The sequence below is a fragment of the Cognatishimia sp. F0-27 genome (genome assembly GCF_020667845.1).
In the GTDB taxonomy this organism is placed as follows: Bacteria; Pseudomonadota; Alphaproteobacteria; order Rhodobacterales; family Rhodobacteraceae; genus JAFMPQ01.
In genome coordinates, this window is the sequence record NZ_JAFMPQ010000014.1 from 73,166 (window position 1) to 92,668 (window position 19,503).

Sequence of the window (19,503 nt, forward strand, 5' to 3'; positions counted from 1 at the left end):
CATGCTGCGTTTTCTGAGCCGTCGCGTGCTGATCGCGCTGCCGACTATCGTTCTGATCTCGATCTTCGTCTTTGCGCTGCAAAAGCTTTTGCCGGGTGATCCGCTGCTCGTGATGGCAGGCGAGGAACGCGACCCGGCCGTGCTGGAGGCGCTCCGCGAGAAATACCGTTTGAACGATCCGATCCCGGTCCAGTATTTCGCGTGGATCGGCAATGCGCTTCAGGGCGACCTCGGCGTTTCGCTGCGCACCGGACAACCGGTCACCGAACTGATGGCCGAAAAGCTTCCCGTCACCATACAGCTGGCGGTCATGTCGATGATCTTTGCGCTGGTGATCGGCATTCCCGCGGGTATCCTCTCCGCCTACAAGAAGGGCACGGTCACCGATTACGTCGCCAATGTCATCGCGCTTTCCGGGCTGTCGATCCCGAATTTCTGGCTGGGTATCATGCTCATCCTGCTGGTGTCTGTGAAGTGGCAACTGCTGCCCGCCTCCGGATACGTGCCGCTGTCGGAGGATTTCTGGCAATCCATCCGCACCATGCTCATGCCATCCTTTGTCCTTGGCACAGCCCTTGCCGCAACGCTGATGCGCCACACCCGCTCGTCGATGCTTGGGGTGCTGAGCGCCGATTATGTGCGCACGGCCCGCGCCAAGGGGCTTTCGGAGCGCGTCGTGGTGCTCAAGCACGGTTTGCGCAATGCGCTCACCCCGATCGTGACGCTGACCGCGCTCCTTTTCGGAGAGCTGGTGGCGGGGGCGGTGCTGACCGAGCAGATCTTTACCATTCCCGGCTTTGGCAAACTCGTGGTCGATGCGGTGTTCAATCGTGACTACGCCGTGGTGCAGGGGATCGTGCTGGTCACGGCCGTTGGCTTCATCTTCATGAACCTCGTCGCCGACGCGCTCTATTTTGTGCTCAACCCCCGTCTGAGGGAGCAGTGACATGACCGATGCCGCCACCCCGTCGACCATCACCGCCGCCACCGACCCGGTTCTTGCCGCCAAGCCGGAAAACCGCGTCTGGAAAAAGTTCCGCAGCCACAAATCCGCGCTGTTTGGCGGAATTCTCGTGACGTTCTTCGTTGCCATCGCGGTGCTTGCCCCGATCCTGCCGATCGCTGATCCGGCCGCGACCGACTGGGGGGCCGTGCGCAAGGCGCCAAGCTGGGATCACTGGATGGGCACGGACGAGATCGGTCGCGATGTCATGGCCCGGATGATCTGGGGCGCGCAGGCGTCCTTGCTCGCGGGGGTCGTCTCTGTCGGAATCGCGCTGATGCTGGGCGTGCCGCTCGGGATCATGGCCGGCTATTTCGGGGGCTGGACCGATGCGGTGATCTCGCGCTGCACCGAAGCGTTGCTCGCCGCGCCGTTCCTGATCCTCGCCATTGCGCTGGCTGCATTTCTTGGCCCGTCTCTGACCAATGCCATGATCGCCATCGGTATCTCGGCGACGCCGATCTTCATCCGCCTGACGCGCGGACAGGTGATCAACATCAAGTCAGAGGATTACGTCGAGAGCGCCCACGCGATCGGCCTGCCGACGCCGCGGATCCTGACGCGCTACATCCTTCCCAACGTGCTGCCGCCGATCCTCGTGCAGGCAACGCTGACCATCGCGACGGCGATTATCGCCGAAGCCTCGCTGAGCTTTCTCGGTCTCGGGCAGCAACCGCCCGAACCAAGCTGGGGCTCCATGCTCAACACCGCCAAGAACTTCCTCAATCAGGCGCCATGGATGGCGATGTGGCCGGGGATCTCGATCTTTCTCGTGGTGCTTGGCTTCAACCTTCTGGGCGACGGGCTGCGCGACGCGCTTGACCCGCGCGAACACTGACGCGTCGCCTGCATCACCATTGTCGCGCAACCCCGCGCTCAAACTACAAGAGGCATCCATGTCCGATTTTACCACCCGTCCCGAGATCCGCGGAACCTTCGGCGTCGCCACATCCACCCACTGGATTGCCTCCGCAGTGGGCATGGCCATCCTCGAAAAGGGCGGCAACGCCTTTGACGCGGCGGTTGCGACGGCCCTGACCCTGCAAGTGGTCGAGCCGCATCTCAACGGGCCGGCGGGTGACATGCCCGCGATCTTCCACAAGGCCGAGACCGGCGAGACGCAGGTGTTGTGCGCCCAAGGCGTGGCACCCAAGGCGGCCACGATCGACCATTACAAGGCCGAGGGGCTGACCCTGATCCCCGGCTCCGGTCTGCTCGCGACGGTGGTGCCGGGCGCGTTTGACGGCTGGATGCTGATGCTTCGCGATCATGGCACGATGACCCTGCGCGAGGTCATGCAACCCGCGATCGATTACGCGCGCGACGGGCATCCGGTGCTCCCGCGCGTGGCCAACACAATCGCGGGGCTTAAAGACTATTTTGCCGAGGAATGGCCGACGTCCGCCGCCGTATGGACCCCGGGTGGCGAGGCCCCGGAGCCCAACAGCCTGTTCAAGAACCCGGATCTCGCCGCCACCTATGATCGGCTCGCCGGCGCAGAAGGGGAGACCCGGGAGGCGCAAATCGACGCTGCCCGCGCCATGTGGCGTGAAGGCTTCGTCGCCGATGCGATCTTTGATTATCTCAAGGATGCCAAGGTGCATGACGTGTCCGAGGCCAAGCATGCGGCCGTGCTCGCCCCCGAGGACCTGACGGACTGGCAAGCGAGTTACGAGGCCCCCCTCAGCTACGAATACCACGGTTGGACGGTGCACAAGACCCAGGCCTGGTCACAGGGACCGGTGTTGTTGCAGACGCTGGCGATCCTCAAGGGGTTCGACCTTGGCGCGATGGACCCCAGCGGCGCCGAATTCGTGCACACGGTGATCGAGGCGATGAAGCTCGCCTATGCGGATCGTGAAGCCTATTACGGCGATCCGGACTTCTCCGAAATCCCGATGGATCACTTGCTGAGCGACGCCTACAACGCCGAACGCCGAAAGCTGATCACCGACATGGCGAGCCTTGAGCACCGCCCCGGCGTGGTGCCCGGCTTCGAAGAGCAGGCGAGCCGCTACATCGAGCGCGCTGCGCGTGATTTCAACGTGGGCGGTGTCGCCGCGCAAGAGCCGACCATGGCGCATCTGACCGAAAAGCGCGGCGATACGGTGCATCTCGACATCATCGACCGCTGGGGCAACATGGTTGCCGCGACACCGTCGGGCGGGTGGTTGCAAAGCTCGCCGGTCATTCCCGGGCTTGGTTTCCCGCTGAACTCCCGCGCCCAGATGTACTGGCTCGAAGATGGGTTGCCGACATCGCTCGCGCCGGGGCGCCGCCCGCGCACGACCCTCACGCCCTCGCTGGCCGAAAAAGAGGGCGTGCGCATGGTGTTTGGCACCCCCGGTGGCGACCAGCAGGATCAGTGGCAGCTGATCTGGTTCCTGCGTTTCGTGCATTTCGGGATGGGCCTTCAGGAATGCATGGACCAGCCGCTCTTCCACTCGATGCATTTCCAGGGTTCGTTCTTCCCGCGCGAAGCCCGTCCCGGCGAGATGATGATCGAGCCGAATGTGGGCGATGCCTGCATCGCCGATCTGCGCGCGCGGGGCCACAAGGTCACCGTTGCGGATCCGTGGACGGTGGGCCGTTTGACCGCGGCGCTGCGCGAGACCGATGGCACGATGCGCGCCGCTGCCACGCCGCGCCTGATGCAGGCCTACGCGGTTGGGCGCTGAGCCATGACCTGGTCGCTGATCGCGCGGGATACGGATGGCAGCGTCGGTCTGATCGTGGCCTCGAAGTTCTTTGCCTGCGGAGCAATTGTTCCGCAGGTCGGCGCAGAGGTTGCGGTGGCGAGCCAGGCGTTCTGCAACCCGATCTGGGGCACGGAGGGACGCCGTCGCCTCGACGCGGGCGAGACCGCGACGGATGTCCTCGCCGATCTGGTTGGGCGTGACGAGGGGCATGCGATCCGGCAGGCCCACATGATGGACCGTGCGGGCGGGTTCGCGGCCCATACCGGTGCAGATTGCGTCGGTTGGGCGGGCCACCTCATTGCGGACACGCATTCCGTTGCGGGCAACATGCTCAGCGGGGAAGACGTGCTTGAGGCCACGTCCGAGGCGTTTACCGCCCACGCCGCGCGTCCGTTTGCAGACCGGCTCATCGCGGCCATGCAAGCCGGTGAGGCGGCCGGTGGCGACAAGCGCGGCCGCCAGGCCGCAGGGCTGATCATCCACCGTGGCGAAGACCACGCCTGGCTCGATATCCGCGCCGACGATCACGCGGATCCCTTGGCTGAGCTTGCCCGCTTGTGGGACGTGGCACAGGAACGCTATGTCCATTTCGCCGAAGGCCTCCCGACGCGGGAGCGGTTCTCAGGCACACCGCGACGCGACGGGATCGATCGGGCCATCGCGGAAGCCGAAGCGCGCCGCAAGGCGGCCGGTCTGCCAAGTCGGAGCTTTGCGGTGGAAACCGGGTTGTGACACATAACGGAGCCAACAGACCATGAGCATCGCCTTTGGCACCGGGACAACGCGCGCCGTGAAAGAGAAGGTGCTGGCGCTGATCCGTTCGGGCGATCTTGGCCCCGATGGGAAATTGCCGACAGAGCGTGACCTGGCAGAACGATTCGCGGTGGGGCGTCGCTACATCCGGCAAGCGCTTGACGCGCTCGAAGAAGAAGGGTTGGTCTGGCGCAAACAGGGCAAAGGCACCTTTGCGGGCCAGCCCGTGGACCCGATGGGCGATCTGGCCGCCAAGATCACGGGACAGACCACGGCGCTTGAGGTGATGGAAGCGCGGCTCTGCATCGAGCCGGAACTGGCCGCACTCTGCGCGGACCGCATGACCGAAGAGGAAATTGCCCGGCTGCGCCATCTGGCGCAGCGCCAGTTCGAGGCAACCGATCCGCAGGCAACCGAGCTGTGGGACGGGTCGCTGCACCGGCTCATTGCGCAATGCGCGCGCAACCGCCCGCTTCTGACCGCCTATTCGCTGCTTGACCGGATCAGGTCCAATCCCGACTGGGTCACGTTGCGCGCGAAGGGCCGCAGCGCCGCATCGCTTGCGGTCACCCATAACGAGCATCTCGCGATCATCGAGGCCATCGCCGCTCGGCACGCGGACAGCGCGCGTATCGCGATGCGCGATCACTTGCAGACGCGGTTCGACGCGCTGCGGGATGCGCCCGATGTGGATCTTCAGGCGACGGAGGCGCGGCATGGCTGAGCCGATCAATCAAGACGATATCGCTGCAGCCGAGCGGGTCATGGGGGTCACCTATACGCAAGCCGAGCGCGCGCAGAGCCTCGAAACGCTGGAAGCGCAGATCCTTGCGGCCAAGGCGCGCCGCGCGGTTCCGCTGACGCACGCAACCCCGATGGCGAGCCGTTTTGACCCGCGCTTGCCCGGCTTTGTCATGCCGGTCTCGCGCTCTGGCCTTCGCCTGTCGACCCGGAACGCGCCACTTCCGGATGACGAAACTGCGATCGCCTTTGCGCCGGTGACCGATCTGGCGCACTGGATCGCAACCGGTCAACTGACCGCGCGTCGTCTGACGGAGCTGTATCTCGCCCGGATTGCCGCGCAGAACCCGGTGCTGAACTGCTTTGCCACCGTCACGCCCGAGCGCGCCCTGGCGGAGGCCGACGCGATGGACAGCCTGACCTGCGCGGGTGTCTCGCTCGGCCCGCTGCATGGTATCCCTTACGGGCTCAAGGATCTCTTCGATACCCGGGGCATCGTGACGGGCTGGGGGGCTGAGCCATACCGCGACCGCGTGCCCGAGAGCGACGCCGCCGTGACGCGCCGGATGCGCGAAGCAGGCGCGGTGCTTCTGGGCAAGACAACGCTCGGGGCTCTGGCCTATGGCGATCTGTGGTATGGCGGGCGCACGCGCAATCCGTGGAACCCGCAGGAAGGCGCGTCGGGCTCGTCGGCGGGGTCTGCCTCCGCCACGGCGGCGGGGCTTTGCGCCTTTGCGATCGGAACCGAAACGCTGGGGTCCATCACCTCGCCATCCGATCGCTGCGGGACAACCGGTCTGCGCCCGACATTCGGCCGGGTTTCGCGGGCCGGGGCCATGACATTGTGCTGGTCGCTGGACAAGGTCGGCCCGATCTGCCGCTCGGTCGAGGATACGGGCATCGTGCTCGCGGCGCTGAACGGCGGCGACGGAGCGGATCGCGGCTCGATCGATGCCGCCTTTGCCTTTGACGCTACTGCTTCTGTCGAGGGCATGGTTCTGGGCTACTTGCCCGAAGCGTTCGGTGACGGGGCCACCGCCATCGACCATGCCGCGCTTGAGGCCGCCCGTGGCCTTGGGATGGAGCTGCGCGCGGTCACGCTTGAAGATCTGCCCTATGCCAGCCTGATCAACATCCTGTATGCCGAGGCCGCTGCCGCTTTCGAGGAATTGACGCTGAGCGACCGTGACGACGCGCTATGCTGGCAGGACGCGGCCGCATGGCCTAACAAGATGCGAACCGCCCGCTTCCTCTCTGCTGTCGATCACGTGCAACTCGACCGGCTCCGCTACCGCGTATGCGAGGCGCTAGAATCCATGATGACCGGTATCGACGTGCTTATCGGGCCGTTCCGCACCGGGCCGATGCTTGTCGCCTCCAACTTCACCGGTCACCCCTGCCTGCATTTGCGCGCCGGCTTTCACGAGCAGCCGACCCGCATGCCCGGCGTGCTGGGTGCCGGCGCACCCGGTGCGGCACCGGATGCGGCCGAGGAGACCTTCCGCGTGCCGCAGGGCATCTCTCTTTGGGGGCCGCTCTTTGACGAGGGGCGGCTGCTTTCGGTCGGCATGGCGCTCGAAGCCGCGCTGGGTGTCGCAGACCAGCGCCCGCCACCCGCGGCTCCCTGATACGCCATCGCTTACACGCCCCTATCCATCCCGGAGGTTCTCTATGCCCATCCGCAACCGTTTTGCAGAGCTGCATCCCGATATCACCGCGTGGCGGCGCGACCTGCACGCTCATCCCGAACTGCAATATGATTTGCCACGCACCGCCGGGATCGTGGCCGACAAACTGCGCGCTTTCGGGTGCGATTCCGTGATCGAGGGGATCGGCCGCACCGGTGTGGTGGCGCTGATCAAGGGCAAGTCAGACACATCCCGCAGGACCATCGCCTTTCGTGCCGACATGGACGCGCTGCCCATCTTCGAGGCGACAGGTGCACCCCACGCCTCCAAAACTCCCGGCAAGATGCATGCCTGCGGCCATGACGGACATACCGCGATGCTGCTCGGGGCCGCGCAATACCTTGCAGAGACCCGGAATTTCGACGGCACCGTCGCCGTCGTCTTCCAGCCCGCAGAAGAGGGCGGCGCCGGGGCGGAGGCCATGGTGCAGGATGGGTTGATCGAGACATTCGGCATCTCCGAGATCTACGGGCTGCACAATTCGCCGCTCTTGCCGCTTGGGCAATTCGCGATCCGGCCGGGGGCGTTCTATGCCGCGGTCGACAGCTTCCACATCGAGGTCCGAGGCAAGGGCGGCCACGCCGCCCGGCCAAACAACACGGTCGACACCACGCTTGCGGCCTCCGCCATCGTCATGGCGCTGCAATCCGTGGTCTCGCGCAATACCGATCCGCAACAGCCCCTCGTCGTCTCCGTGACGTCCTTCCGCACCGAAAGCGAGGCGTTCAACGTTATCCCGGAACAGGTGATGCTGCGCGGCACCGTGCGCAGCTTTGACATGGAGGTGCGCAACGCGACCATCGCCCGGATCGAGCGCATCGCCGCGCTCACCGCCGAAAGCTACGGCGCAACGGCGACGTTCGGCTTCGACGAGGAGCCCTATCCCGTCATGGCCAATCACGAGGTCGAAACCGCGCATTGTGTTGCCGCCGCAGAAGCCGTCTCCGGCACCTGCATCACCGATGCGCCGCGCACCACGGGCGGCGAAGACTTCGCCTATATGCTTCAGGCCTGTCCCGGCGCCTATATCCAGCTTGGGATCGGGGAGGGGCCGGGCCTGCATCACCCGTCTTATGACTTCAACGACGAGGTCATTCCCACAGGGTGCTCCTACTGGGTGAGCCTTGCCGAACAGCGGTTGCCGCTATGATCCTCTCCGCTTCGCCCGAAACCTGCCATTGGGCGTTCTTCGACGCCGCGCTGGCACCGGTCGCCACCGTCGAAAGCGGCGATGACATCACCATCGACACCGTGTCCGGCGGTCCGCAGGTGCTGCCCGGTGACGGGTTCCACGTCCCGCCGGAACTGCTGGAGATCCACGCCGCCGGCGTGCCGAAAGTGCCGGGGCATCTTCTGACCGGACCCGTCGCAGTGGCCGGAGCGATGCCGGGCGACGTTTTGCAGGTCGATATCCTCGATGTTCAGCTGCGGCAGGATTGGGGCTGGACCGTCATCCGTCCGCTTGTCGGCACGCTGCCCGAAGACTTCCCCGACACCCATCACATCACCGTCGCGCTCGATACCGAGGCAAAGATCGGGCGTCTGCCCTGGGGGCTGGATCTGCCTCTGGCACCGTTCTTCGGCGTCATGGCCGTTGCCCCGCCGCCGGGCTGGGGCCGCATCTCCACCATCGAGCCGCGCGCCCATGGGGGCAATCTCGACAACAAGGAACTGGTCGCGGGCACCACGCTCTATCTGCCTGTTCACACCGAGGGCGCGCTGTTTTCCTGCGGCGATGGACATGGTGCACAGGGCGATGGGGAGGTCTGCGTGACCGCCATCGAGACCGCCTTGCGCGGGCGTTTCCGCCTCACCGTGCGGCGCGATCTCGACATGACCTATCCCGAGGCTGAAACACCGACGCATCTCATCACCATGGGCTTTCACGCCGATCTGGACCGCTGCGTCGAACTGGCCCTGCGCCGCATGATCGAGGTCGTCACCGCGCGCACGGGGATCGCCCGGCACGAGGCTTATATGCTCTGTTCTCTTGCTGCAGACCTGCGCATCACCCAGACCGTCAACCGCGAAAAAGGCGTTCATATGATGATGTCCAAATCGCTTCTGGCCTGAGGCGCTGTCGTGGGCCGGTCGCGTGCTTGCGGCGCGGGTGATTCCACCGTGCCCCATGGTGCCCCATGTAGCCGGCCAACACATGGCGCCGCATGTCAAAATACGTGCTCTGCCACAACAGGTGGCGTCCAATAAGCGGAGTCCCGCGATAAATTGTGCGCCGGTGGCCGCGACAGACGCATTCTTGAATGGTCGTTTCTGACCTTATGGCCTAAAGTAGAGGCGAGATTTGGCGGGGAAACGATGTCTAGTTTGTTCAGAATTGCAGCTGTCCTGAAATCGGCGGCCTGTTTCGCGGTGATCGCGAGCCCTCTTGCGGCTTTGGATGACGTGTCGTTCCGTTTGCCGGGTCAGGGAGAGGAGCATGACACGCTCAAGGCGCTGCTCAAATCCGCCTCTCTGATCGAACAGCTCGACCAGGAAGGGCGGGACGACCCACAGGAAGTCATCGCCGCAGCGCGGGCCGACTATGCGCGCATGGTCGAGGTTCTGTATGCCAAGGGGTATTATTCTCCCGTGGTCCGGATCCGTGTTGACGGGGTTGAGGCGGCGGCGATCGAGCCGTTTTCCGCACCGGCGCGGATCTCCAAAGTGGTGGTGAGCGTCGATCCGGGGAGCGCATTCCGTTTTGGCCGCGCCCGGGTTGCGCCCCTTGCCGAAGATACCGCAATTCCGGAAGGCTTTGCCAGCGGGGCGCCTGCGCTGGCACTCGTCGTGCGCGACGCCGCGCAAGCGGCGATCACCGGCTGGCGCGAAGCGGGCTATGCCAAGGCCAGTGTCGCCGATCAGGACATCATCGTCCGTCATGCGGAGTCAGAGCTTGACGTGACCCTGGCCATGGCGCCCGGTCGCGCCGTGCGGTTCGGCGACGTCATCGTCCGCGGCGAAAGCGCCGTGCGTCCGGCCCGCGTGCGTCAGATCGCCGGTATCCCCCGCGGCGCGCAGTTCGATCCCGACGATGTTGAGAAGGCCGGCAATCGCCTGCGCGGCACGGGCACCTTCCGTTCCGTTCAGGTCAGCGAGGCCGACACGGTCGAGGCGGATGGCAGCATGGATATCGTCATCGACGTGGTGGATCGCGCCCCGCGCCGGATTGGCGGCGGAATTGAATTATCGACCTTCGACGGGTTGACCCTGTCCGGCTTCTGGCTGCATCGAAACCTGCTTGGCGGTGCAGAGCGCTTCCGGGTCGAAGGCGAGGTAAGCCAGCTTGGTGGCCAAGGTGCGGGAATTGACTACACCCTGTCCGGGCGTTTCGAGAAACCCGCCGTCTATGGCGCAGACACGCTGTTCTACGCCCAGGCCGGGCTGTCGCATTTTGATGAGCCCGACTACATCGAAACCAAGGCAGAGCTCGAATTCGGTGTCAATCAGGAGTTTTCCGACACGCTGACCGGCGAACTCGGTCTCTCCCTCTCTTATTCGGAAGTGACCGATATCTATGCCGGCCGCGGGGCCGACGGAGCCTATCCGGTGCGCGAACTGACCCTGTTCAGCATGCCGGCGGCGCTGACCTGGGACAAGCGGGACAACACGCTCAACCCGACCAGCGGGTTCTATATCCGGGCGGAGGCCGATCCGTTCTACGAATTTGACGACGGTCTCACCGGGATGCGCACGGCAGTTGATGCGCGCGCCTATCGCGGATTTGGCGCAGAGGATCGCGTCGTGATGGCCGGGCGGTTGCAGTTCGGATCGCTCGTCGGGGTCGAGGCTGACAAAGCGCCGCCGGGATTTCTGTTCTACTCCGGGGGCGGTGGCACCGTGCGCGGCCAGCCCTACCAATCGCTTGACGTGGATTACGGCACCGACAAACTTGGCGGGCGGAGCTTTGTCGGGCTGTCCGGCGAAATGCGCATCGGTGTGACCGACAAGGCGTCCGTCGTGCTCTTTGGCGATGCTGGCTATGTCGGCCCGGAAAGCTTCTATGACGGCAGTGGTGACTGGCATTCCGGGGCTGGCCTTGGCGTGCGGTACGACACACCTGTCGGGCCAATCCGGTTCGATCTCGCGGGTCCCGTTTCCGGCAGAACCGGTGATGGCGCACAAATATACATCGGTATCGGGCAGGCCTTTTGATGAAGCGTTTCGCATCTTTCTTCTTTATTTTCATGCTTTTGCTCCCGATGAGCCTTTCGGCACAATCGCGCGAAGAGGAAGACCGCGGGTTCATCCAGGGCCTGCTTGAGGACGCGCTCTCGGGCGCCGGGCGGCAGGTGCTGGTCGAAGGGTTTGAAGGCGCCCTGTCGTCCCGCGCCACGATCAGCCGCATCACCATTGCGGATTCGCAGGGCGTCTGGCTGACCGCCGAAGACATCGCGATGGTCTGGACCCGTCGGGCGCTTCTCGCTGGCCGGATCGAGATCGATGAAATCTCGATCGATACCATCACCATGACCCGGGCACCGGTGGCCGAAGAGCCCGAAATCAGCTACGAGGCCAGCGGCGCCTTCTCGCTGCCCGAGCTGCCGGTCTCGGTGCAGATCGCGCGCATGGCGATCAACCGTGTCGAGCTTGACGAGACCGTGATCGGTCAGCCGGTGGCGTTCTCCATCAGCGGCAATGCCGCGCTTGAGGATGGCGAAGGCGACGCCCGGCTTGAGATTGACCGGCTCGATGCCGGGGGCGGCTTGCGCCTTGCGGGCTCCTACAGCAACGGCACGCGCGTCTTGTCCCTGGATCTTGGTCTTGAAGAGCCGCAAGGCGGTATTGCCGCCACGCTGCTGAACTTGCCCGGCGCACCGTCGGTGGCGCTGAGTGTGCAGGGCGAAGATCCGATTGCCGATTTTGTCGCGGATATCCGGTTGGCAACCGATGGGCAGGATCGCGTGACCGGAACGGTCGAACTGATCACCGAACCCACTGACGCGGGCAATCGCGAACGCTTCCGCGTGGCGCTGAACGGGGATGTGGCGCCGGTTGTCGCGCCGCAATACAGCCCCTTCCTCGGTGATGCCGTGCGCCTTCTGGCGGAAGGCCAGCGCAATGCCGATGGCTCCATGGAACTGACCCTGCTCGATATCGGCGCGCAGGCGCTCGAACTGAGCGGGTCGGCGGCGCTCGAACCCGGAGGCTGGCCACGCGCCTTTGATCTGTCCGCCACGATCGTGCCGCCCTCGGGCGACAGGGTCGTGCTGCCAATTCCGGGTGACGCGCCCGTATCGGTGCGCCGCGCAGAGCTCACCGCCCGGTTTGATGCCGCGACAGGGGACCGTTGGGCGCTCGACGGCCGGCTTCAGGGCCTCGACGCCCAGGACGTGCGTCTTGGCGACCTGACGCTGGACGGCTCGGGTTCGATCGCCCGGGCCACCCAGGTGGTCTCCGGCGTGATCGACATCGTGGCCGACCAGATTGCAACCGCCGATGTCGCGCTGTCGCAGACCATCGGCGACCGGCTGACCGGCCAGATCGACTTCGGATGGCAGGAAGGCGGGCAATTGCGGATCCACAAGCTGGACCTCGCGGGTGCCGATTACGGCTTGACCGGTGCGGTGTCGTTGACGGCGCCGGGGGAGGGTGCGGGCATCCGGGTTCGCCCCGACCTGACGCTTTTTGCGCAGCGTCTGGACCGGTTCGCGCCCCTGATCCCGGTTGCGCTGGGCGGCTCTGCCGAGCTTGCGATTGCCGGGGAGATCCTTCCGCTGACCGGCGCATTCGATGTGTCACTCTCCGGTGGAACAGTGGATCTGTCGACCGGCATCGCGCAGGTCGACCCCCTGCTCGAAGGGGCTGGCACACTTGTCGTGCAGGCCGTGCGCGATACTGCTGGCATCAGGGTCACTCAACTGGAAATCGGCACCGATGCCGCCGAAATCACCGGCCGCGCCGACATTTCTACCGGCGAAAGCAGCGCGCGCCTGACCGCGCAGGTTGCCAATATTTCCGTGCTTCTGCCGAGCCTCTCGGGTCAGGCCAATCTCGTGCTCGAAGCCGATCAGGCCGCGGATCGCTGGAACGTTCGGCTCGATGGCGGCATCCCGCGGGCGCTGGACCTTGGTTTCGAGGGCGTCGTCGCCGGCGATGGCACGCAGCAGCTTATCGCCGATGGTCGTTTGAGCCTGTCCGTGGCCGAACTCTCCGCGTTTTCCGATCTGGTCGGGCGGCCTCTGGGCGGCGCGTTTGCGCTCACGGCCGATGCGGATGTCGATCTTCTGGCCCTCGCCGGGAGCATGACGGCAAACGGCTCGACCCGTGATCTGCGCGTTGACATCCCGCAAGTGGACGGCCTTCTGCGCGGCAACACGCAATTCTCCACCGTGGTATCGCGCAATGCTGACGGGGTGATCCGGATCGGCTCGCTCGATATCAACGGGGACGGGGTCGTGGCCAGCGCCGCAGGCGCCAGCGATCTGAGCGTTCTGCGCGCTGACATCTCCCTTCCGGAAACCCAACGGGTGGTGCCGGGCCTGACTGGTCCCTCGCGGTTCACCCTGCGCGCCGACGAGGACGGGGCCGAGCGGTGGATCGTGCGCGCGGATGGCCAGTTTCCGGGCGATGCGCGGCTGACCTATGATGGCACGCTTGTGGGCGATCTGGAAAACACCCTCCGGGCGCAGGGTAACCTGAGCGCGCGGATCGACACGCTCTCTCGATACTCCTCGCTCGCCGGGCGCAACCTCTCCGGATCGGCGCAGCTTTCCGGCACGATCGACGCCGATGTTCTGGCACAGACCGGCCGCATCACCGTAGACGGCGAAACGCAGGCGTTGCGCTTTGCCGTGCCGGCGGTCGAACCGCTGATTCGAGGCACCACCCGCATTGCGCTGGACGCGGCGCGCGATGCGCAAGGCGTGCTGAGTGTCGACCGTCTGATCCTTGACGGACCGGGGATCGAAGCGGGCCTTACCGGAACCATTGGCGAAAACAGTGGTGATCTGGATTTCCGCGTGGCGCTGCCCAATCTCGGCGCCGTTGTGCCGCAATTGCCCGGCGCGGCTTCGATGCGCGGCACGGCGCGCAAATCCGGTGCAAACTGGCAGATCGCCGTAGACGGACAAGGCCCGGCCGGCATTACGCTGAACGTGGCCGGAACCGCGTCCGAAGATGCCCAGCGGCTCAACCTCGATGTGACCGGCGGGTTGCCGCTTTCTGTCGTGAGCGCGCAATTGCCGGAACAAGCCATCGACGGGCAAGTCCGGTTCGATCTCGATGTTGTCGGCCCGCCGCAGCTCAATTCTGTCAGCGGCCAGATCACGCTGGCAGATGTGCGCGCCTTTGCACCTGCGCTTGATCTTGGCATTGAAGGGGGCGCGGGCGCGATCCGCCTTGCGGGAGGGCAGGCGCAGGTGGACCTTTCCGCAGGGATCAGTAGCGGCGGCACGCTGCGCATCAGTGGCCCGATCGCTCTTGACGCACCGTTCTCGGCCGACCTTGTCGCGGCGTTCCAGAACGCGCGGCTGCGCGACGACTCGCTCTATGACACCACCGCGAACGGGCGCGTCACCGTCACCGGGCCTTTGACCGGAGGCGCCCGCATTGGCGGGACGGTTTCGCTTGAAACGCTTGAGTTGCGTATTCCCCAGGGCGGCCCCAACTTCGCCATTCTCGAAGGGGTGGAGCATCGCAGCATGCCCGAAGATGTGCGCCTGACGCTGGTCTTTGCCGGTCTCAGGGAACAGGGCACACAGGCACCGGCGCCCGATTTCCCGATCGACGTCCTGGTGAATGCTCCCAACCGGATATTCGTTCGGGGGCGCGGGCTCGATGCGGAGCTTGGCGGTCAGCTGCGCCTGACCGGATCAACCAATGACCTCGTTCCGGTCGGACAGTTCAACCTCATCCGCGGCCGCATCGACCTGCTCGGTCGGCGCGTGGTGCTGACCGAAGGCGGCGTGTCCCTGCGCGGCAGCTTCGACCCATACATTACCTTCACCGCCGCGACCGATGTGGACGAAACCGAGATCTCGATCCGGCTGGAAGGCTTTGCCTCCGAACCCGACCTCATCGTGACCTCGAGCCCAGAATTGCCCGAAGACGAGGTGATCTCCCTGTTTCTGTTCGGCCGGTCCATTCAGGAAATTTCGGCGCTGCAGGCGGTGCAACTTGCGGCGGCCGTCAACACATTGTCGGGCCGTGGCGGGCTGGGCATCACCGGCCAGCTGCGCGAGGGGCTGGGCGTGGATGATCTCGACATCGGCACCGATGCCGACGGCAATATCCAGGCCCGCGCCGGCGCTTACATCTCGGAGAATATCTACACCGATCTGACGGTCAATTCGAAGGGCGAAAGCCAGATCAACCTCAACCTCGATTTGACCGAAGACGTGACCGTGCGGGGCCGCCTCGGCTCCGACGGGGACAGCGGGATCGGCATCTTCTTCGAGCGGGATTACTGACCGCCGGGACAGACCGGCCCGCCAGTGGGGGGCCGGAAGCCCAACCGTTCCGGGTTCGGGGCAAGCCCGGGTGCGGCGTGAAACCCGGTCCTGTCCCGGTGGGGCCGGGCATGAAGACCGGGATCTCCGGTGGACGCTCTGTCGATGCGGGCCTTGCGCACCCGAGTGATGCCGACATCGCTCCCCCCGATCAGGCCTGCACCGTGCACCCGGTGATCGAGGCACCGCTCAACCCGGTCACGGGGGCGATGACGCGCTTGCGGACGGGCTCACGCCTCCCGTTCGACCGGACCGCCCTGCGCCTCCCACGTGGAGAACCCCTCGCGCAGATGCGCCGCCGGGAACCCCATATCCTGCAAGGTCGCCACGGTGAGCGCGGAGCGCCACCCCGACGCACAGTGAAACACAAAGCGCTTGCCCGGTTCCGAGAAGATCGGCTTGTGATACGGGCTGTCCGGATCGACCCAGAACTCGATCATGCCGCGCGGTGCGTGAAAGGCACCGGGGATATACCCGGTCCGGGCGCGTTCGCGCGGGTCCCGGATATCCACCACGACAAGATCGGGGTCATCCAGCATCGCGATCAGATCCGCGGTCTCGATTTCGTCGATCCGCGCGCGGGCTTCCGCAACCATCTGGGCGGCGCTGGTCTTGAGGGGCGTCATCGGCTTTCTCCGCTTTGCAACATCCAGCCAAATTGACCTCCCCCGCCGCGCGGTGCAAGTCTGCCATGACGCGCATTCTGGGGACAGGGCATGACCAACAGCCATCCGATCTGGGCAAGCACCTCGGCTGAGCCTGATCCTTCCGCGCCCATCCGCGGTGCCTTGCCGGACAATCCCGTGGACGTCGCCATTGTTGGCGGCGGCTATACCGGGCTTTCGACGGCGCTGCATGCCGCCGAGGCGGGGCTTTCGGTGCAGCTTTTCGAAGCGCAGGATGTCGGCCATGGCGGGTCCGGGCGCAATGTCGGGCTGGTCAATGCGGCGGCCTGGCTGCCCCCGGCGCAATTGCGCGCGCGGTTGGGGGACGCGGCGGGGGCGCGCTTCCTGTCTCGCTTTGCCGATGCGCCCAACGCGGTCTTTGCGCTCATCGAGCGCCACCAGATCCGCTGCGAAGCCACCCGGAACGGCACGATCCATGCGGCAACCTCTGCCTCGGGCGTCGCGGATCTGCGCGCGCGCCACGCCGAATGGGCGCGGCTCGGTGCGCCGGTGACGCTACTCGATGCGACCGAGATGCAGGCGCGCACGGGAAGCGCGCGATTTGCCGCGGGATTGCTCGACGCCCGCGCAGGCACGCTGCAACCGATGGCCTATTGCCGCGGCCTCGCGCGGGCCGCCGCCGCGGCAGGCGCGGCGTTGGCGACACACACGCCCGTCACCGGATTGACCCGCGCGGGGTCGCACTGGCGACTGACAAGCGCGGCCGGGCCTGTGCTGGCGCGGTCCGTGGTGCTGGCCACCAATGCCTATGCGGGACCGCTCTGGCCGGGTCTGGACAAGAGCTTCCTTGCGATGCGCTATTTTCAGATCGCCTCCGAACCGCTGGGTGATCGTGCTGCGCGCGTGTTGCCCGAAGGGCAGGGGCTCTGGACGAACGCTCGCGTCATGGTGAGCCTGCGGCGGGATCGGGAGGGTCGGCTGGTGCTTGGTGGCATGGGTCCAGCCGGGGCGCCGGATGCCGCGCGCGCCTGGGCGGGGCGGTTGCTGGATCGTCTCTACCCCGATATCGGCCCGGTCTCCTGGTCGGCGCCTTGGGACGGCAAAATCGCCCTGACCCCGGACCATATTCCGCGCATATGCCAGATTGCGGACGGGCTTTACGCACCCATCGGCTATAACGGGCGCGGCATCACCACCGGCACCGTGTTTGGACAATCCATCGCCGGTCTCCTCACCGGGGACGATCCGGACGCCCTGCCGCTCCCGCTCAGCACGCAACCCCGACGGCTGGTCCTGCCGGGGCTGCAAAGCCGGCTGCTCAATAGCGGATTGGCGCTGGCACAACGCTTCGCATTGCGCTGAGTGGCATGCGGCCGGGTGAGGATGACGGGCACCGGTTTATCCCGCCCGCGGCGCGTTTCTGGACCGGTGTTCCCTCGCCGCCCGCCCCGCGTCGGAGCGCCTTGGGGCATGACGGCATGATTGGGGCAAGAGGGCGCGTTGCAGCGCGCGGACAGCGTCAAATGCGCCGGCGCGCAAGCGCAGGCTCTTGCATCCGATCGGGCAAGAGTGTTCACCTGATATACCTGTTCCGTGCGCGCCACCCGCACAGCCAAGCAAGGAGCCGCCCCCATGACCGAACGCCTCGAAACCAGCCGGCGGATGAGCAAGATCGTCAAACACAACGGCACGATCTACCTGTGTGGACAGGTCGGTGCCGGGGACAGTGTCGCCGATCAGACCCGAGATTGCCTGTCGCGCATCGACGCTCTTCTGGAACAGGCCGGGTCGGATCGCGAACACATTCTTCAAGCGGTGATCTGGCTGCGCGACATGGCCGATTTCGCGGAGATGAACGCGGTCTGGGACGCCTGGGTGCCGGAGGGCCATGCCCCCGCGCGCGCATGCGGCGAGGCGCGTCTGGCACGCGATGTCCTCAAGGTCGAAATCATCGTGACCGCGGCAGAAAAGGCATGAGCCCGTCCGCTCTCGGCGTGCGGTTGGCCAGCGTTCCCGCGATGCTCGAAAAATGGGCAAACCAGTCTGTTTGTTTGCGGGCACATGGGCTTGCAGGGCCAGTGATTGGACTCTCCCTCTCCGGCTGGATAGGGTCGGGACATGAGTGACAAACCAATCTACGACGAAATGTGGGGCACCGAAGAGAGTCTTCGTGGCCCCTATCAGGGGTTTCATCAGTGGTGGGAAGGCGAGGACGTCAAAGGGCTGCGCGCCAAACAACGCGAGGCGGATGAGCTTTTTCGCCTGACCGGCATCACCTTCAACGTCTATGGCCGTGCCGAGGCCGAAGAACGTCTGATCCCTTTCGACATCATCCCACGCATCATTTCCGGCTATGAATGGCAAAAGCTGTCACGCGGCATCGAACAGCGCGTGCGGGCGATCAATGCCTTTCTCTATGACATCTATCACCGTCAGGAGATCGTGAAGGCCGGGCGTATCCCGGCGGAGATGATATCGCGGAACGCGGCCTTCCTGCCGCATATGATCGGGGTGGAGCCGCCCGCAGGGGTCTATACCCATATCGTCGGCATCGATCTGGTGCGCACCGGCGACAACGAGTTCTATGTGCTCGAAGACAACGCTCGCACCCCGTCGGGCGTCAGCTACATGCTCGAAAACCGCGAAACCATGCTCCAGATGTTCCCGGAGCTGTTTTCCCGCAATCGCGTGCGCGAGGTGGAAACCTACCCCGCCGACCTGCGGCGGTCATTGGCCGCCTGTGCGCCAAAGACGGCCGGATCAAGCCCGTGCGTGGCGGTGCTGACACCGGGGATCTACAATTCGGCGTATTTCGAACATGCATTCCTGGCCGACAAGATGGGTGTCGAGCTGGTGGAGGGCCATGATCTCCAGATCGTCGATGGTCGTGTCGCCATGCGCACGACGGAGGGCTACAAGCCGATTGACGTGCTGTATCGGCGCGTGGATGACGATTTCCTCGACCCGCTCAACCTCAATCCGGAAAGCCAGCTTGGGGTGCCGGGCATCCTCGATGTCTATCGCGCGGGCCGGGTGACAATCGCCAATGCGCCGGGCACCGGCATCGCCGATGATAAGGCGATCTACAGCTACATGCCCGAGATCGTGGAATTCTATACGGGTGAGCGGCCCTTGCTCGAAAACGTGCCGACATGGCGCTGTTCCGATCCCGAAAGCCTCGCCTATGTGCTCGACAACCTGCCCGAGCTCGTGGTCAAGGAGGTGCATGGCTCCGGCGGCTACGGCATGCTGATCGGCCCCACCGCGACCAAGAAGGATCTGGCGGCGTTCCGGCGCAAGCTGAAGGCGCGGCCCTCCAACTATATCGCACAGCCGACATTGGCCCTCTCCACCTGCCCGATATTCACCCGCGCCGGGCTGAGCCCACGCCACGTGGACCTGCGCCCCTTCGTGCTGGTGAGCCCCGAGGGGATCAAGATTACCCCCGGAGGCTTGACACGGGTCGCGCTCAAGAAAGGGTCGCTTGTGGTCAATTCAAGCCAGGGCGGCGGAACCAAGGACACCTGGGTCTTGGAGGACTGACGC

Annotated in this window: 14 protein-coding genes; 13 read left to right on the top strand and 1 reads right to left on the bottom strand. The window is 65.3% G+C overall.

All coding sequences use genetic code 11. The features are described from left to right. The first annotated feature begins 1 nt into the window (after nt 1). The 10 genes from J1C49_RS09635 (at nt 2) to J1C49_RS09680 (ending at nt 15,292) form a co-directional block, all read left to right on the top strand. Nucleotides 2–946, top strand: a complete 945-nt coding sequence (locus J1C49_RS09635) for an ABC transporter permease (RefSeq protein WP_227445608.1) — start codon at nt 2–4, stop codon at nt 944–946. A 1-nt stretch (nt 947) separates the two neighbouring features. Then, complete coding sequence (locus tag J1C49_RS09640; protein ID WP_227445609.1) at nt 948–1,841, top strand: ABC transporter permease; 894 nt, start codon at nt 948–950, stop codon at nt 1,839–1,841. A 58-nt stretch (nt 1,842–1,899) separates the two neighbouring features. After that, nucleotides 1,900–3,681 carry a gamma-glutamyltransferase family protein gene (locus J1C49_RS09645; RefSeq protein ID WP_227445610.1) on the top strand — a complete coding sequence of 594 codons (1,782 nt, stop codon included), beginning with the start codon at nt 1,900–1,902 and terminating at the stop codon, nt 3,679–3,681. 3 nt (nt 3,682–3,684) lie between these two features. Further along, nucleotides 3,685–4,434, top strand: a complete 750-nt coding sequence (locus tag J1C49_RS09650; protein WP_227445611.1) for a DUF1028 domain-containing protein — start codon at nt 3,685–3,687, stop codon at nt 4,432–4,434. A 22-nt stretch (nt 4,435–4,456) separates the two neighbouring features. Further along, a complete protein-coding gene (locus tag J1C49_RS09655) occupies nt 4,457–5,179 on the top strand; it encodes a FadR/GntR family transcriptional regulator (protein WP_227445612.1) in 723 nt (240 codons plus the stop codon). Beyond that, nucleotides 5,172–6,824 (top strand): amidase, encoded by a 1,653-nt coding sequence (locus J1C49_RS09660; RefSeq protein WP_227445613.1) that lies wholly within the window; start codon nt 5,172–5,174, stop codon nt 6,822–6,824. Before J1C49_RS09655 ends, J1C49_RS09660 begins: the two co-directional genes overlap by 8 nt. Nucleotides 6,825–6,867: 43 nt before the next feature. Further along, nucleotides 6,868–8,034, top strand: coding sequence for a M20 aminoacylase family protein (locus tag J1C49_RS09665; protein ID WP_227445614.1), 1,167 nt, complete (start codon nt 6,868–6,870; stop codon nt 8,032–8,034). Beyond that, nucleotides 8,031–8,957 carry an acetamidase/formamidase family protein gene (locus J1C49_RS09670; protein ID WP_227445615.1) on the top strand — a complete coding sequence of 309 codons (927 nt, stop codon included), beginning with the start codon at nt 8,031–8,033 and terminating at the stop codon, nt 8,955–8,957. The genes J1C49_RS09665 and J1C49_RS09670 overlap by 4 nt, the downstream gene beginning before the upstream one ends. Before the next feature lie 252 nt (nt 8,958–9,209). Beyond that, nucleotides 9,210–11,036 carry an autotransporter assembly complex family protein gene (locus J1C49_RS09675; RefSeq protein WP_227445616.1) on the top strand — a complete coding sequence of 609 codons (1,827 nt, stop codon included), beginning with the start codon at nt 9,210–9,212 and terminating at the stop codon, nt 11,034–11,036. After that, complete coding sequence (locus tag J1C49_RS09680; protein ID WP_227445617.1) at nt 11,036–15,292, top strand: translocation/assembly module TamB domain-containing protein; 4,257 nt, start codon at nt 11,036–11,038, stop codon at nt 15,290–15,292. The genes J1C49_RS09675 and J1C49_RS09680 overlap by 1 nt, the downstream gene beginning before the upstream one ends. Before the next feature lie 269 nt (nt 15,293–15,561). Here J1C49_RS09680 and J1C49_RS09685 read toward each other — a convergent pair whose 3' ends face one another. Further along, complete coding sequence (locus tag J1C49_RS09685; RefSeq protein WP_227445618.1) at nt 15,562–15,957, bottom strand: rhodanese-like domain-containing protein; 396 nt, start codon at nt 15,955–15,957, stop codon at nt 15,562–15,564. A gap of 90 nt (nt 15,958–16,047) precedes the next feature. Between J1C49_RS09685 and J1C49_RS09690 the strand changes: the two genes are divergently transcribed. From J1C49_RS09690 to J1C49_RS09700, 3 genes are all read left to right on the top strand, one after another. After that, nucleotides 16,048–17,319: an FAD-binding oxidoreductase gene (locus J1C49_RS09690; RefSeq protein ID WP_227445619.1), complete on the top strand. Its 1,272-nt coding sequence runs from the start codon at nt 16,048–16,050 to the stop codon at nt 17,317–17,319. Nucleotides 17,320–17,589: 270 nt separating this feature from the next. Beyond that, entirely contained in the window at nt 17,590–17,934 is a 345-nt protein-coding gene (locus J1C49_RS09695; RefSeq protein ID WP_227445620.1) for a RidA family protein, read from the top strand. Between the two features lie 141 nt (nt 17,935–18,075). Further along, a complete protein-coding gene (locus J1C49_RS09700; RefSeq protein WP_227445621.1) occupies nt 18,076–19,500 on the top strand; it encodes a circularly permuted type 2 ATP-grasp protein in 1,425 nt (474 codons plus the stop codon). Nucleotides 19,501–19,503: the final 3 nt, after the last annotated feature.

Excerpts from the sequence above, each read along its gene's own strand:
- J1C49_RS09635 (WP_227445608.1), top strand. The coding sequence starts at position 2 with ATGCTGCGTTTTCTGAGCCGTCGCGTGCTGATCGCGCTGCCGACTATC.
- J1C49_RS09640 (WP_227445609.1), top strand. The coding sequence starts at position 948 with ATGACCGATGCCGCCACCCCGTCGACCATCACCGCCGCCACCGACCCG.
- J1C49_RS09645 (WP_227445610.1), top strand. The coding sequence starts at position 1,900 with ATGTCCGATTTTACCACCCGTCCCGAGATCCGCGGAACCTTCGGCGTC.
- J1C49_RS09650 (WP_227445611.1), top strand. The coding sequence starts at position 3,685 with ATGACCTGGTCGCTGATCGCGCGGGATACGGATGGCAGCGTCGGTCTG.
- J1C49_RS09655 (WP_227445612.1), top strand. The coding sequence starts at position 4,457 with ATGAGCATCGCCTTTGGCACCGGGACAACGCGCGCCGTGAAAGAGAAG.
- J1C49_RS09660 (WP_227445613.1), top strand. The coding sequence starts at position 5,172 with ATGGCTGAGCCGATCAATCAAGACGATATCGCTGCAGCCGAGCGGGTC.
- J1C49_RS09665 (WP_227445614.1), top strand. The coding sequence starts at position 6,868 with ATGCCCATCCGCAACCGTTTTGCAGAGCTGCATCCCGATATCACCGCG.
- J1C49_RS09670 (WP_227445615.1), top strand. The coding sequence starts at position 8,031 with ATGATCCTCTCCGCTTCGCCCGAAACCTGCCATTGGGCGTTCTTCGAC.
- J1C49_RS09680 (WP_227445617.1), top strand. The coding sequence starts at position 11,036 with ATGAAGCGTTTCGCATCTTTCTTCTTTATTTTCATGCTTTTGCTCCCG.
- J1C49_RS09685 (WP_227445618.1), bottom strand. The coding sequence starts at position 15,957 with ATGACGCCCCTCAAGACCAGCGCCGCCCAGATGGTTGCGGAAGCCCGC.
- J1C49_RS09690 (WP_227445619.1), top strand. The coding sequence starts at position 16,048 with ATGACCAACAGCCATCCGATCTGGGCAAGCACCTCGGCTGAGCCTGAT.
- J1C49_RS09695 (WP_227445620.1), top strand. The coding sequence starts at position 17,590 with ATGACCGAACGCCTCGAAACCAGCCGGCGGATGAGCAAGATCGTCAAA.
- J1C49_RS09700 (WP_227445621.1), top strand. The coding sequence starts at position 18,076 with ATGAGTGACAAACCAATCTACGACGAAATGTGGGGCACCGAAGAGAGT.